13 protein-coding genes are annotated in these 14259 nt (G+C 53.2%); 10 read left to right on the top strand and 3 right to left on the bottom strand.

All coding sequences use genetic code 11. The features are described 5' to 3' along the window. Window positions 1-17 precede the first annotated feature (17 nt). The 5 genes from LJE94_08715 to coaD all read left to right on the top strand — a co-directional run bounded on the left by LJE94_08715 (window position 18) and on the right by coaD (window position 5413). Complete coding sequence (locus tag LJE94_08715; GenBank protein MCG6910189.1) at window positions 18-587, top strand: DUF4390 domain-containing protein; 570 nt, start codon at window positions 18-20, stop codon at window positions 585-587. Window positions 588-606: 19 nt separating this feature from the next. Then, window positions 607-2838: a PAS domain-containing protein gene (locus tag LJE94_08710; protein ID MCG6910188.1), complete on the top strand. Its 2232-nt coding sequence runs from the start codon at window positions 607-609 to the stop codon at window positions 2836-2838. Between the two features lie 84 nt (window positions 2839-2922). Next, window positions 2923-4290 carry a sigma-54 dependent transcriptional regulator gene (locus tag LJE94_08705; protein MCG6910187.1) on the top strand — a complete coding sequence of 456 codons (1368 nt, stop codon included), beginning with the start codon at window positions 2923-2925 and terminating at the stop codon, window positions 4288-4290. A gap of 14 nt (window positions 4291-4304) precedes the next feature. Further along, the gene (rsmD, locus tag LJE94_08700) at window positions 4305-4859 is read left to right on the top strand and encodes a 16S rRNA (guanine(966)-N(2))-methyltransferase RsmD (protein MCG6910186.1); all 555 of its coding nucleotides are present in this window, start codon (window positions 4305-4307) and stop codon (window positions 4857-4859) included. 65 nt (window positions 4860-4924) lie between these two features. Beyond that, complete coding sequence (gene coaD, locus LJE94_08695) at window positions 4925-5413, top strand: pantetheine-phosphate adenylyltransferase (protein ID MCG6910185.1); 489 nt, start codon at window positions 4925-4927, stop codon at window positions 5411-5413. Between the two features lie 30 nt (window positions 5414-5443). On the opposite strand, the gene LJE94_08690 is transcribed toward coaD, so the two are convergent. Both LJE94_08690 and LJE94_08685 read right to left on the bottom strand, forming a co-directional pair. Further along, window positions 5444-6034: a DedA family protein gene (locus LJE94_08690; protein MCG6910184.1), complete on the bottom strand. Its 591-nt coding sequence runs from the start codon at window positions 6032-6034 to the stop codon at window positions 5444-5446. After that, complete coding sequence (locus tag LJE94_08685) at window positions 6034-6693, bottom strand: protein-L-isoaspartate(D-aspartate) O-methyltransferase (protein ID MCG6910183.1); 660 nt, start codon at window positions 6691-6693, stop codon at window positions 6034-6036. The genes LJE94_08690 and LJE94_08685 overlap by 1 nt, the downstream gene beginning before the upstream one ends. A gap of 85 nt (window positions 6694-6778) precedes the next feature. Here LJE94_08685 and LJE94_08680 point away from each other — a divergent pair, with 85 nt between their 5' ends. Then, window positions 6779-7804, top strand: coding sequence for a potassium channel protein (locus tag LJE94_08680; GenBank protein ID MCG6910182.1), 1026 nt, complete (start codon window positions 6779-6781; stop codon window positions 7802-7804). 17 nt (window positions 7805-7821) lie between these two features. Here LJE94_08680 and LJE94_08675 read toward each other — a convergent pair whose 3' ends face one another. Further along, the gene (locus LJE94_08675) at window positions 7822-8409 is read right to left on the bottom strand and encodes a 5-formyltetrahydrofolate cyclo-ligase (GenBank protein ID MCG6910181.1); all 588 of its coding nucleotides are present in this window, start codon (window positions 8407-8409) and stop codon (window positions 7822-7824) included. Window positions 8410-8707: 298 nt separating this feature from the next. Between LJE94_08675 and serS the strand changes: the two genes are divergently transcribed. The 4 genes from serS (at window position 8708) to LJE94_08655 (ending at window position 14205) form a co-directional block, all read left to right on the top strand. Continuing rightward, the gene (gene serS / locus LJE94_08670; GenBank protein MCG6910180.1) at window positions 8708-9982 is read left to right on the top strand and encodes a serine--tRNA ligase; all 1275 of its coding nucleotides are present in this window, start codon (window positions 8708-8710) and stop codon (window positions 9980-9982) included. Further along, complete coding sequence (thrC, locus tag LJE94_08665; protein MCG6910179.1) at window positions 9979-11493, top strand: threonine synthase; 1515 nt, start codon at window positions 9979-9981, stop codon at window positions 11491-11493. Before serS ends, thrC begins: the two co-directional genes overlap by 4 nt. Window positions 11494-11498: 5 nt before the next feature. After that, window positions 11499-13310, top strand: a complete 1812-nt coding sequence (locus tag LJE94_08660) for a LysM peptidoglycan-binding domain-containing protein (GenBank protein MCG6910178.1) — start codon at window positions 11499-11501, stop codon at window positions 13308-13310. A gap of 139 nt (window positions 13311-13449) precedes the next feature. Further along, a complete protein-coding gene (locus LJE94_08655; GenBank protein ID MCG6910177.1) occupies window positions 13450-14205 on the top strand; it encodes a tetratricopeptide repeat protein in 756 nt (251 codons plus the stop codon). Window positions 14206-14259: the final 54 nt, after the last annotated feature.

Below are 14259 nucleotides of genomic sequence, written 5' to 3'. Positions count from 1 at the left end.
TCCTTTATTTTTTCCACATGACCCCTGTCTTTAAAAGAACGGCCATTGCCATATCCATGTGCCTCCTGCTCCTGTTTGCCGATCAGGCGCATGCCCTGGATGCCCGGCTTAAGAATATCATCGTCACCAACACCCGTGACGATCTGCTGATCTACCTGACCGTTGAAGGAGCCTTTACCGAAGACATGCAAACAGCTATTTTGAGTGGCGTCCCGACCACTTTTTCCTTTTATGTCAATCTGTACCGTACGCGCTCCCTGTGGTTTGACAAGAAACTTGCGGAGTTGAAAATAACCAACACCGTCAAATACGACAACCTGAAGAATGAATTCGTTATTCAACGTTCCTGGGAAGACGGAAAACCGATCATCGTAAAATCGATCGAAGAAGCCGAAAAAATGATGACAGAGATCGACAGCCTCAAGGTGGTTCCCTTGAATCGGCTGAACAAGGGCGACCGGTATCAGATAAGAACCAAGGCGCAGTTGAGCAAGGTCACGCTACCCCTATACCTGCATTACGTCCTCTTCTTCGTTTCCATGTGGGATTTTGAAACCGATTGGTACACCATCGACTTCATTTACTGATCTGAAAAAACCGGACGGCATGGATAAAAAAACTATAAAAAACCTATCGTCCCTATCCATCGCGGACCGCAAGCGGCGCAAGCGGGAGGTGGTCATCATCCTGGCCATTGTTACGATCGTCGCTATCCTGACGTTCGCGGAAAACAGGATCATTCACTTCGGGGCCGACTTTCCCATCTCCAACACCATCCTGATGTTCATTCTGATCAACATCAACATGCTCCTGTTGCTGTTGCTGATTTTTCTCGTTCTCAGGAATCTGGTCAAACTGCTCTACGACCGCAAACGCAAGGTGATGGGTGCAAGGCTGCGCACCAAACTCGTCATCGCCTTTATCGCGCTGACCCTGATACCGGCAATCGTTCTCTTTTTCTTTTCCATCAACTTCATCACCACCAGCATTGAATTCTGGTTTAACGTTCCCGTGGAACAGGCCCTCGAAAATTCCCTGAGCGTGGGGCGCAAAATCTACACCATCACCGAGGACAGCAATCGGTTCTTTCTGGACCGCGTAGCCTATCAGATCAAAACCAAGAAACTGTATGAACCGGCCAAACACAAGGCGCTTTCCCATTATGTCCAGGTGGTGCAGAATGCTTTCAACATCGACGGGGTGGAGGTTTACGGGGCCAATTCCAAACGCTTGACCTATGCCCTCCTTCCGAAACTGGAAAACAAGCCGTTCAGCGTGGTTTCCGCCAATGATTTACAGAAGGAGATGGACGCCAACAATGTTCGCACGATCACCGAAATGACGGACCACGGTCAGCTCATCCGCACCATCGCAACCGTCCCCTTTGGTGTCAAGCACACGGAAGCCAACGCTTTCGTCGTCTTGAACGTGATCATTCCGCCCGATCTCTCCGAAAAAATGTCGTCCATATCCAGGGGCTTTGAAGAATATCAGCAGATTAAACTTCTGAAAAGGCCGATAAAAATTACCTATTACATAACCCTTTCCATTGTAGGCCTGCTGGTTGTTTTTTGCGCCGTGTGGTTCGGTTTCTATCTGGCCAAATCGATTACCATTCCCATCATGGCCCTGGCCGAAGGCACTAAAAAAGTAGCGGAAGGAGACCTGAGTTTTTCCATCGGAGCCGTTGCCGATGACGAGATAGGCAGCCTTGTAAATTCATTCAACAAGATGACCAAAGATCTGCGCGGCAGCCGGGAGCAGCTCGAACTGTCCGCCCGCATGCTGCGAGAGCGCAACATCGAGATTGAAGCCCGGCGGCAGTACATGGAGATCGTGTTGAAGAATGTCTCCACCGGTGTCATCACCCTCGACGCCCGCGGTTACATCACGACCATCAACACGTCTGCAGAGAAGATGCTGTCCCTTAAATCCGAGGATGTACTCAAGGAAAGCTATCGCAGCCTCCTGTGGGGACAGCATTTGAATATGGCCCGTGACGTGATGGAGCGATTGATGAATGCCGAAGAAAATGCCGTTGAACTGCCGCTGAAGCTGATCATCAAAGGCCGCCCGCGCAGTTTTCTGGTCAACCTCAACGCGTTGAAAGGCGATGCCGGGGAGCACATGGGTATCGTTATGGTTTTCGATGATCTCACCGAGCTGGAAAAAGCGCAGCGCATGGCGGCCTGGCGTGAGGTTGCCCGCAGGATAGCTCACGAGGTAAAAAATCCCCTGACGCCCATTACGCTGTCCGCCCAGCGATTGAAGCGCAAGTATTCAAAGGATCTCAACGAACCGATCTTCGATGAATGCACCCAGACCATCATCGATCATGTAGACCTGATTCAAAACCTGGTCAACGAGTTCTCATCCTTTGCCCGCTTCCCCACGGCGGACCCCAAACCCTGCGACATTCTTCCGATCATCGAAGAAACCGTAGCGCTTTACAGGGAAGGGCACCAGAATATCCGCTTCAGCATTCAGGCCCCGTCCGAGGTGCCCACACTGAATCTCGACCGGCAGCAACTCAAGCAGGCCATGATCAATTTAGTGGACAATGCCATATCGGCACTCAAAGAGGCGGGTGATATCGCCATCACCCTGATACACGACAAGGACGCCAACAAGGTCAGGGTCGAGGTTGCCGACAACGGCCAGGGTATTTCCGACGAGGACAAGTCGCGGCTGTTCGAACCCAATTTTTCCACAAAAAAAACCGGTATGGGGCTGGGCTTGACCATCGTCAGCACCATTGTAAACGATCATAACGGCGTGATCCGTGTCAGGGACAACGATCCTCACGGTGCCATCTTCAGCATCGAACTGCCCGTATGAAACGGCAGCTTCGAAAATCCCTTTTTACGTCACTCGAGGAGAAACGATGAAACGAACCGTTAACACTGGCAATGGGGGCAAGCTATGTTCCCATCCATATTGATCGTCGACGACGAGCCCTCGATCCGCAACTCTTTAGGCGGGCTTTTATCGGACGAAGGATTTGAGATACTGACCGCCGCCAACGGGTATGAAGCCCTGAAGGTATTGGACAAGGATTTCCCGGACCTGGTGCTGCTGGACATCTGGATGCCCGGCCTCGACGGTATCGAAACCCTCAAGGAAATAAAAAAATCCAACCCGTATATCCAGGTCATCATCATCACCGGGCACGGATCGGTGGAAACGGCCGTCAAAGCCACCAAGCTGGGCGCCTTCGATATGATCCAGAAGCCCCTTTCCATCGACAAGGTCATCCTTTCCATCAACAATGCCTTGAATTTTCGGCGGCTCGAAGAAGAAAACCGCTACCTGCGCAAGAAAATGCTTGAAAAGCATTCCATTACCGGCAGCAGTCCCCTGCTGGCCGAATTGAGGAACCAGATCGATTCTGTGGCTCCCACGGATTCCTCGGTTCTCATCGTAGGGGAAAATGGAACCGGCAAAGAACTGGTCGCCCGGACCATTCATCAGCTGAGTACGAGAAGCGAGTATCCCCTCGTCGACGTCAATTGTGCGGCTATTCCGGAAGAGCTCATTGAAAGCGAGTTGTTCGGACACGAAAAAGGATCCTTCGCCGGCGCGATGACCAAAAAAATAGGCAAGTTCGAACTGGCCAGCAAGGGCACCATCTTTCTGGATGAAATCGGCGACATGAGTCTGGGCACCCAGGCAAAAATACTGCGGACGCTCCAGGAACAGCAGTTTCAGAGGGTGGGGGGCAGCAGGACCCTCAAGGTAAACGCCAGGGTAATTGCAGCCTCCAACAAGGATCTCGAAAAGGAGATCCAGGCGGGAACGTTCCGCGAGGATCTCTACTACCGGATCAATGTGGTCCCTGTCAGGGTTCCCTCCCTGAGAGAACGCAGCCAGGACATCCCTTTGCTGGTGGAAACCTTTCTGGATGAAAACACGCGCAAAGGCCTGGGCTCGAGCAAAACGATGGAGGAGGATGCGCTTGCCATCCTGGGCAACTATCACTGGCCGGGAAACGTGCGCGAGCTGAAGAATCTCACGGAACGCTTGACCATCATGGTAAAAGGCGAAACCATTCGCGCCGCCGACATCCCCGCCCCCTACAATCCGGCCACCTCCGACGACACCACGGATGCGGACATAGCCTTTTTGCAGGCAAAATCCTTCAAACAGGCGAAAAGATCGTTTGAAAAAGCGTACTTTGGGAGGAAACTGATGGAAAACGACGGCAGTGTTACCCAAACTGCCAAAGCCATCGGCGTCCAGCGCAACTTCCTGCAAAAAAAAATCAAACAGTTTGGCCTAATGGCTGAATAGGTGCTTTTCTCAGATTGCGGATCATCAGTGGAAAATGCCGGGGCAGAAAGCTCCACACCTTCGCAGGAAAACAGATCCGGCCCACCACCGACCGGATGCGCGAATCCATCTTCAACATTCTTTCCAGCCGGGTGCATGACGCCATGGTGCTGGACCTTTTTGCAGGCTCCGGCGCTTTAGGGCTCGAAGCCCTCAGCCGGGGTGCCCGGGCAGCTGTTTTCATCGACAACCAGGAACGTTCGCTCAACCTGCTGAAGAAAAACATAGAAGCGTGCCGCATGCCTGAAGCGACGCGCATAATCAGGTGGGACATCGAAAGAAGCCTGAACTGTCTGAAGGTGGTGCGTGCCGGGTTCGATCTCGTTTTCATGGATCCGCCCTACAACAGGGGGCTGATCGAGCCCGGCCTGAGGAATCTGCACGCAAGCGGGGCCGCCGCTCCCGAAGCGCGCATCGTCGTGGAGCACGCTTCCGAAGAATCCCTGCCGCTGAAGACTGACCATTTTGAGTTGGTAGATCAGCGGACCTACGGCAAAACCCTTGTTTCGTTTATAGATTATGTGCTATAGCTCCCGTGGTTTCCGAATGACGCCGTCATCCCCCTTTGAACTCAATAGCCTGAGGTCTGTGTGCCATGGAAAAAATTGCCATTTATCCCGGTTCCTTCGACCCTGTTACCAACGGCCATCTCGACATAGTGGAAAGAGGCCTGAAAATTTTCGACAAGATTATCGTGGCTATCATGCACAATCCGACCAAGACATCCCTTTTCAGCGTGGATGAACGCTTTACCATGCTGAAAAAAAGCATGCAGGATTTCAACAACCGCGTCGAGTTCGCTTCCTTTTACGGCCTGACCGTCGATTACGCCGCCAAGAGGAAAGCCCACGCCATCCTGAGAGGACTGCGCGCCGTTTCCGATTTCGAGTATGAATTTCAAATGGCTCTGATGAACCGCCGGCTGAACCGTGAAATTCAGACGCTCTTTCTGATGACGGGTTTGCGGTGGATATTCACCAGCTCTTCCATTATCAAGGAAGCGGCCAAGTTCGGCGGCAATATCGAAGACATGGTCCCGGATTTTGTGAATGAAAAGATCAAGGAAAAGTTCAAAACGGGATAAGCGTTACCCCCCAGCGTTGCAACTGTGGGGTTAAAAGAGATATTTGAGGAGCACAAAGGAAGCCACAAGCAGTATGGTGAAAATCACGGCCAGCAGGTTGAAATACCTCTCGATGAACGTCTGGATCCCCGGACCGAAAAAATAGATTAAACCGCCGACCAGAAAAAATCTGGCTGACCTTGAAACGGCGGATGCAGCGAGAAAAATTGGAAAACTGATTTTAAAAACCCCGGCTGCAATGGTAAACACCTTATAGGGGATGGGTGTGAATCCGGCAATACCCACTGCCCAGGCATCGTACCGATTGTAAAGCGCTTCAATATATTCGACTTTATCGGCAAGGCCGTAAAATGCGACGATCCTGTCCCCGATTGCGGCCATGAACTGCCAGCCGATAAGATACCCGAGCATCCCCCCTAAAATCGATCCCAACGCGCACACAACTGCAAATTTGAATGATTTTTCAGGCTTGCCGATGGCCAGGGCGATCAGAAGAACATCCGGTGGAATGGGGAAAAAGGAAGATTCCGCGAAAGCCAGCAGGAAAAGCGCCCATGTGCCGTAAGGCGATTCTGACCAATGAAGCACCCAGTGATAGAGCTTTTTAACGCCGGCTGCCATCAGTTTGCTTTCCAGCCCTGTTCGCCTACCAGCTTGACGAACCGGCAGCCGCCGAGACTACTCTGGTGAATGCCGTCCTCTTCTTTGCGGATTTTGATCAACTCCTGTGAGCGTTGATCGCCCACCGGGAGCACCATGCGCCCCCCGATTGCCAGCTGGCCGACAAGGGCCTCTGGAATCCTGGGAGCCCCGGCTGTGATGACGATGGCGTCAAAAGGGCTTTCATCCTGCCACCCCATCGTGCCGTCCGAGTAGCGGGTCACGATGTTGTGGTAGCGCAGCTCGTCAAAAAGACGTCTGGTCTTGATAAACAGACGGTGAAGTCGTTCGACGGTGTATACCCGAAAAACGACCTCCGCCAGAATAGCGGCCTGATATCCGGAACCGGTCCCGATTTCAAGCACCCTGTCATCCGGCTTGAGTTCCAGCGCCTGGGTCATCTCGGCCACGATGTACGGTTGCGAAATTGTCTGCTGATCCCCAATGGGCAGGGGAAAATCACCGTAGGCCTGGTCCGCCAGCGCCTCGCTCACGAAAAGATGGCGGGGCACCTTGCGCATGGCATCCAGGACCAGCCGATCGGAAACACCTCGCGCCTCGATCTGCTTTTTCACCATCTCCAACCGCTGACGCTTATATATGATCGGCTCCTTCACCATGTTTCGGGTATCTATCAAAACCGCTTTACCCCGTCAAGCCGATTAACACGTATATCAAAAAAACATCTTGATATTTCAAGAATATATGACCATTATGCAAGGCGCTATGAACAACTTCCGGCACGTCATTGCATCCATCCTCATCTGGCTGCTGATCGTCATCGCCGGGGCCATGGGCTACATGGTCATCGAGGGATGGGATCTGCTCGACGCCCTTTACATGACGGTGATCACCTACTCGACCGTCGGCTACGGCGAGGTGCACGCCATCAGCAAAGCCGGAGAAATCTACACCATGTGCCTCATCTTCCTGGGCGTTGGGTTTTATCTCTATGCTGCCGGCGCGGTCATCCAGTTCATGGTGGAAGGCAAAATACGACTGATCATGGGGAGAAAAAAATTGGACAGGGACATCAACCGGTTAAAGAACCACTACGTTATCTGCGGCTACGGCCGCATCGGCAGGGTTTTGTGCGAAACCCTGAAAGATGCCGGCATCGCGTTTGTCGCCATCGAAAACGACGAAAGACGGTTGCCGGTCATGGACGCAGACAAGGTCCTCTATATCTGCGGCAACGCCTCGGACGAGAGTGTGCTCGCCAAAGCGGGCATTACGCACGCCAAGGGTCTGGTGGCCGCACTCGCCACGGATACGGACAACGTCTTTCTGATTCTGACCGCCAAGCAGCTTGCCCCTCGGATAAAGATCATGGCCAGGGCATCGGGAAGAAGTTCAAAAATCAAGTTCGAAGCCGCCGGTGCGGATTTTATTGAATCGCCTTACGAGATGGGCGCCGTCAGGATGGCCCAGCGCATTATACGTCCTTCGGTTACCAGCTTTTTCGACCTGACATTCTCGTCAAAAAGCAAGGACATACGCATGGAAGAAATACCGGTCAGCGCCTCGAGCCCCCTGAACAATGTCACGCTGAAAAACTCCGGCATCAGGCAAAACTACAACCTCATCATCCTCGCCATCAAGGCGTCCGACGACACCATGATGTTCAACCCTTCATTTGAAAGCCTCATCAAGGCGGGAGAAACCGTTCTGGCGGTAGGCGAACCTGAAAATCTGAAACGGCTCGAAAAAGAGTTGAACCCGCGGGCTTGATGGCAGCGGGCTAAGATCTATATTTTATAAATGATGCGCTTTTCGGTGATAATGATGTCCACGTATTTGTCATGGGATTCCATGGGCACCAAGGGAACGATCTGATTTTCGAACGCCAGACTGACCTTGCGGGTCGTTATCGGCAGCTTGGGGATCAGCCGGTCGTAAAAGCCTTCACCGGATCCGATTCTTCCACCCTTTTCGTCCAAAGCGACGCCCGGTATAATGGCGATATCGATGCGTTCGATGGGGACGATTTTGCATTTTTCCGGATCCGGCTCCAACATGCCCCGGGGACCGGGTTTCAGGTCGGTATCCAGATTGTCGACCTTCATCAGCGTCATTTTGTAGGTATCCATATTGAATGCCGGCAGTACGGCAATCTTATTGTATCCCAGACAGCGATCGAGAATGCCGCGGGTATTTACCTCAACGCCGTGGTTGATATACAGCAGTGATATGTTTGACTCGAGAAAATTGGCAAATTCAAACAGCCTGGCCTCGATCTGGCGGGTCTTCTCTTCGACCTCTTTTTCGGAAAGCGCATCCATGGCCCTGGCGACATCGTTTCGAATTTCATGCTTAGTATCTTGAATTTCTTCCATATGCTTCTCCAGATTCCTCCTACCTAAGTTGACATAGGCCATATTAAATTACTAAAATTTAAACACTCAGTATAACTTAATATCTAAAAAAAGTCAAGATCTAATAATCATTGACTAAATAACCGGTGCATGATAGGAAAACCATCTAAATCAATGCCCTCGAGTGACCGACGGCACTCATTTCACCCCGACGTTGCAGCTATGAGGTTCACGCATAACCACGTCAGCCACAGATGCCTTAACGCCATTGGAAACGTTCGGTTTAGGATAAACCAACCACGACACCATAAGGTCCACCATGCTGGAGATCAAATTTGTAAGAGAACATCTGTCCGACGTTCAGGAAGCCCTGTCGAAGAGGGGTGGCAACGTCGATTTGGCACCGTTCGAAGCCTGGGATGAAAGACGACGGGCCATCCTTTTCGAGCTGGAAGAGCTCAGACACCGTCGCAACGTCGTATCCGACGACATCGCCGCCATGAAAAAAGCCGGTGACAATGCCGACGCGCTCATTGCTGAAATGCGCAAGGTTTCCGGACGTATAAAAGAGCTCGATAAATCCCTGACAGAAAATATGGCCAAAATCGACGAATTTCTGCTGGGGCTGCCCAACATACCCCATGCGTCCGTACCTGTCGGACAAGATGAAGCCGACAACCCGGTGGTGAAAAAGGTCGGACAGCCGCCACTCTTCGACTTTGAACCCGGGGCGCACTGGGATATCGGCAGTCGCCTGGGCATCCTCGACTTCGATCGCGCCGCAAAAATAACGGGAGCGCGCTTTTCCCTCTCGAGCGGCGCCGGCGCCCGGCTTGAACGCGCACTGATCAATTTCATGCTCGACATCCATACCACCGAAAACGGCTACACGGAAATCCTGCCGCCTTTCATTGTGAATGCCCAAAGCATGACCAACACAGGACAGCTGCCCAAATTCGAAGAAGACCTGTTCAAGCTCGAGGGATGGAACTATTACCTGATCCCGACGGCCGAAGTCCCGGTCACCAACATTCATCAGGGCGAAATTCTGAACGAGGAAGAGCTGCCGGTTTTGTATACGGCGTACACGCCCTGCTTCCGGTCGGAGGCCGGCTCTTATGGAAAGGACACCCGCGGCCTGATCCGTCAGCACCAGTTCAACAAAGTCGAGCTCGTCAAATTGACCACACCCGAGGACTCCTACGAAGAACTGGAAAAACTGCTCCAGAACGCGGAACTCATATTGGAACGCCTGGAACTTCCCTATCGGGTCATCACCCTCTGCACCGGCGACCTGGGATTTTCAGCCGCCAAAACCTACGATATCGAGGTATGGATGCCTGCCCAGGGGGTTTACCGGGAAATCTCTTCCTGCAGCAATTTCGAAGATTTTCAGGCCAGACGGAGCGGTATCCGCTTCCGCCGCAAGGGCAGGAAAGGCACACTGCTCGTGCATACCTTGAACGGATCGGGGCTGGCCGTCGGAAGAACGGTCGCAGCCATCCTGGAAAACTGTCAACAGGCGGACGGGACCGTTGCCATCCCGAAAGCGCTGCGCCCCTACATGGGCGGCCTGAAAAAAATCGAGCCATGAAAACAAACGATTTCCCGGACGACATTCAGCCGTTTCTCTACCCGCAGATAGCCGGAAAATTCGTCTACCGCTGTCTGGGATGCGGTCGTTCCCACGGCATAGATGCGCTGCTGTACACCTGCCCCGATTGCGGCCAGGTGCTGCTGCTCGAGGATCTCGATTTCGATCGGTTGAAGAGCATTTCCGGCACGTTGTGGCACCGGATTTTCGATTATCGAAAAATGCTGAACACCCCTGCCCTGAGGGGTATATACCGCTACCACGAGTTCATCGGCCCCATGGTCCCGCTGGAAGACATTGTCTACCTGGGCGAAGGACACACACCGATGATAGCGGCCAGCACCGTACTGAAGGACAAGGCCGGTGTCGATTTCTACTTTAAAAACGACGGACAGAATCCCAGCGCTTCCTTCAAAGACAGGGGAATGGCCAGCGCCCTGAGCTACCTGAACAGCCTGGTGAACAGAAAAGGGATCTCCGACATCCTTGCCGTCTGTGCCTCCACGGGGGACACCTCCGCCGCGGCCGCATTGTATGCCGCCTATCTCAAACCGCACATCATTTCGGCCGTGCTGCTGCCGCACAAAAAGGTAACCCCGCAACAGCTGTCTCAGCCGCTGGGCAGCGGCGCCGCCGTTTTTGAAATACCGGGTGTTTTTGACGACTGCATGAAAGTCGTCGAGGCCCTTTCGGAAAAATACCGCGTAGCGCTCCTGAATTCCAAAAATGCCTGGCGCATCCTGGGGCAGGAATCCTATTCCTATGAAATTGCGCAGGATTTCGAATACGACCTGGACAACAAGGTTATCGTGGTGCCCATCGGCAATGCCGGCAACATTACCGCCGTAATGAACGGATTCATCAAATTTTATCGGGCCGGCATCATTAAAACGCTTCCTAAAATCATCGGGGTCCAGTCCAGTCACGCAAACCCGGTCTACCGCTACTACCGGGAGCCGTCCCCTGATAAACGAACGTTCGAACCCATCACCGTACGCTCCAGTGTCGCCCAGGCAGCCATGATCGGCAACCCGGTTTCGATGCCCAGAGTGATCCACCTGGAAACCCTCTACAACGAGCTGAGCGACAGGCAGAAGGTCTTTTTCGTGGAGGTTGACGAACAGTCGATCATGGACTGGCAGTTGACGGCCAACCGCCACGGCCACATCGCCTGCACCCATGGCGGCGAATGCCTGGCCGGTGTCACGGTAGCCCGGAAATTGGGGATGATCGACGGGGATGAGATTGCCGTCATCGACTCCACTGCCCACGCCCTGAAATTTTCCGGATTTCAGGAGATGTATTTTAATGACCGTTTTCCGGATGAATTCGAGATTACGCCTGACAAAAGCCTGATGAATTCACCGGTTCTCGTGCACCCGGCCGATCTTACAAAGGTGCCTGCGCCGGGAAAGCCGCTGCAGGGCGACGATCTCGCCCTTTTCATCAAACGTGTTTCCGAAGAGATCGCCACAGCGCTTTCTCTTGAAAAAATCGACCAGGGGGATTGAGGGGTTTGAAAAAAAAATTGGGCCACTTCCACGTGATCGCCGGCACCGTGTCTCTTATTTGCTGCCTGGCCATCGCGCTGCCCCCGTCGGGTTTCTGTGCCGTCCTCTATCGCAGCTATGTGGTAAAATACGATCGAGGCTGGGACATTCTGTGCGACCCCTACATCGTACAAAAGAACGACTGGGTCTATAAAATTTTTCGCCAGAAGGGTGAAATATCCAGAGCGGATTTTCAGGAATTTTTAAGTATCTTCAAGCGACTCAATCCGCACATCCGCGATATCGACCGCATCCGTCCCAACCAGAACATTCTCATACCGCTGAAAAAGCTGGAACCCGGAACGCTGCCAGGACAGGAAACCGGCCTGGTCACCATCCCCTTTGTGACCATTGCGAAAATTTCGGAAATTCTGGGATCCCACGCCACACCATACCGCGTCAAACAAGGTGACAGCGTATCAAAACTCATCGCCGCCCGGTTTGGCGACTACGGCTCCCGATCTTACCGGGAAGGGTTGAGCCTTTTCAAAGCGCTCAATCCGGGTATCACCAACCTCGACCTCATTGTCAGCGGGAAAAACATCCTCCTGCCCGACCCGGCCATGCGCAACCGCCCCTGGTACGATTCGCTCTTCGACGCCCACGGAAACATCAAAAACCTGAGCAAAGAAACGCAACAGGCAAAAAATGAAAGAACGCAGCCGGTCCAGGCCGCTCGCCGCCAGCCGCCGCCGACGCCGTTGTCTGAAACCGCATCCCTTCTCGATGCCCGCCTTATGAATAAAGGAACCTTTTTCTTCCCCAGATCGCCGCAGGACGGAACAACGGGGGCAAACAAGCCGCGGGGCGATTTCGAACTGGACCTGTCGCGCTATCCGGTTCTGGAAATGGATGACGGGCGACACATTGTGTTCAGGCCCGGTGGCGATGACGAAGGATTGGACATGACGGCCATCAGGAGGGGCTGGCAGAAGGTGGAGGTAGTGAGCCTTCCCGAAAAAGCGTCGACCGAACAGATCCTCGGTTCCCTATTCCAGTCCCGGGGCGAAGAACCCGCACAGAAAACCGCCCTGTCCTTCTCCGACAAGGGGCTGAGCGTAACGGTGCGAGCCCAGTGGACCAAATCCAAAGCGGTGGACAACGACGGGAAGGTCCGGTACATCGCCATTACCATGATCGAGAGCGACCGGCAGCGGACCCCGGAAACGATTGTCCGCTATCTGGATGAACGCGGCATCGTCATCAAGGAGCTGGTCAAAGGGGGTCGGGAATCGTCTGAAAGCGACACATCCGGCAGTGGGGGATCTGCCAAACCGGACGTCGCCACATTGAAGCCGACGAACCAGAAAACGTTCATAAAATCATTGGTCGAGGCCCTCGGCTACACCTATTCCGAAAACGTGTCGGTGACGTTTCCCTATGCCGGCATACAGGTGGAAGCGGTATCGAACCTGGTAACCACGGGTAATGGAAACGACTTCCTGGTCGATTTCGGAGAATTGTACGGCGATGCTGCTCTGGAGATCAGAAAAACCGGCCTGGGCGTGGTACGCATCTCCCACCAGGACAGCCTTGACGATGCGGCGCGGAAAATGCTGACCACCTTCGATGTCCCCTTTGCCGTTGACCCCTTGTTTATTGCCGCACCCCGGCCGTCCACATTCAACACCATCCTGAAAGTGCCCGGCTATCTGGTCACACGCCCGGGCAAGCATGATGAACTGCTGTCAGCCGTTCCGCTGCATAACCGAATCCTTCAATTTTTCAATGACAGGAATGTCAGGGTCATTCTGACCGGGATCAACGGGCAAATTTGAAACAAGTGTCCCGGCTGAAGGCAGACCGGCTTTAACGGAAATATGCTGGCAGTTGTCTCCGATATGCGATATATGGATAGATATGTAAACCTAAACCGGACGCTCGGTTTAGGGTAAAGAAATATGGGGGGTTCGCTTCATGAAATATAAGGGATTTGCGTGGTTGCTTACCATCATCGGTGTGATCTGCATTCTTTCCTGTGCTGCCAGCCAGGAAAAAAGGCACGCCCAGGCAAAGGCGGCCCGCGAACTTGGCGAGGCTTACATGCGTCAAGGGAACTATATCGAGGCCCTGAAAGAACTTTTAAAAGCCGAAAAGCTTCACACCGGGGACCACCTGATTCAAAACGACCTCGGGCTCATCTACATGTCCAAATATCGCTATGATCTGGCTGAAAAGCACTTCAAGAAAGCTATCCAGCTAAAGCCGGACTACGCAGCGGCAAAAAACAATCTGGGAACGGTGTACCTGGCCGTTAAAGATTGGCGCGCGGCCATTCAAACCTTTAAATCCCTCGAGGGAAATCTGCTTTACGCAACTCCCCACTACCCCTTGTCCAATCTTGGTCTGGCTTATTACAATCTGGGGGAATACGCCACGGCCGAAAAATATTACCTCAAAGCCCTGGATATCGAGCCCCGCTTCGTGATCGCCTTGAGGGGCCTCGGACGAACCTACATCGCCATGCTGAAAATACCCGAAGCCGTATCGGTACTGGAAAAAGCGGTCAAGGAGGCGCCTGCCTGGCCGGAGCTTTATCTGGACATGGGAACCGCATACCACATGGCAGGAGAGTACACCAAGGCCCTGCTTGCCTTCAAAAAGGTCATCGAGCTGGCGCCGGAATCAGACGTCGCCGACCGGGCCCAGGAAAAAATAAAGCAACTGCAATAAAAGTGCTTCGCCGCTCCAAAGCCCCTTTCGCTTGAGAGCAGTCAGAGTGGTTGC

It is taken from the genome of Deltaproteobacteria bacterium, from assembly GCA_022340465.1.
Classification (GTDB): Bacteria; Desulfobacterota; Desulfobacteria; order Desulfobacterales; family B30-G6; genus JAJDNW01.
This window is presented reverse-complemented; position numbering and strand designations above follow the sequence as displayed.

What these genes read in the sequence shown, in the direction of transcription:
- LJE94_08705 (MCG6910187.1), top strand. Translation starts at nt 2,923, where the DNA reads ATGTTCCCATCCATATTGATCGTCGACGACGAGCCCTCGATCCGCAAC.
- LJE94_08655 (MCG6910177.1), top strand. Translation starts at nt 13,450, where the DNA reads ATGAAATATAAGGGATTTGCGTGGTTGCTTACCATCATCGGTGTGATC.
- LJE94_08715 (MCG6910189.1), top strand. Translation starts at nt 18, where the DNA reads ATGACCCCTGTCTTTAAAAGAACGGCCATTGCCATATCCATGTGCCTC.
- LJE94_08680 (MCG6910182.1), top strand. Translation starts at nt 6,779, where the DNA reads ATGACCATTATGCAAGGCGCTATGAACAACTTCCGGCACGTCATTGCA.
- coaD (MCG6910185.1), top strand. Translation starts at nt 4,925, where the DNA reads ATGGAAAAAATTGCCATTTATCCCGGTTCCTTCGACCCTGTTACCAAC.
- LJE94_08710 (MCG6910188.1), top strand. Translation starts at nt 607, where the DNA reads ATGGATAAAAAAACTATAAAAAACCTATCGTCCCTATCCATCGCGGAC.
- LJE94_08685 (MCG6910183.1), bottom strand. Translation starts at nt 6,693, where the DNA reads ATGGTGAAGGAGCCGATCATATATAAGCGTCAGCGGTTGGAGATGGTG.
- serS (MCG6910180.1), top strand. Translation starts at nt 8,708, where the DNA reads ATGCTGGAGATCAAATTTGTAAGAGAACATCTGTCCGACGTTCAGGAA.
- LJE94_08675 (MCG6910181.1), bottom strand. Translation starts at nt 8,409, where the DNA reads ATGGAAGAAATTCAAGATACTAAGCATGAAATTCGAAACGATGTCGCC.
- LJE94_08690 (MCG6910184.1), bottom strand. Translation starts at nt 6,034, where the DNA reads ATGGCAGCCGGCGTTAAAAAGCTCTATCACTGGGTGCTTCATTGGTCA.
- thrC (MCG6910179.1), top strand. Translation starts at nt 9,979, where the DNA reads ATGAAAACAAACGATTTCCCGGACGACATTCAGCCGTTTCTCTACCCG.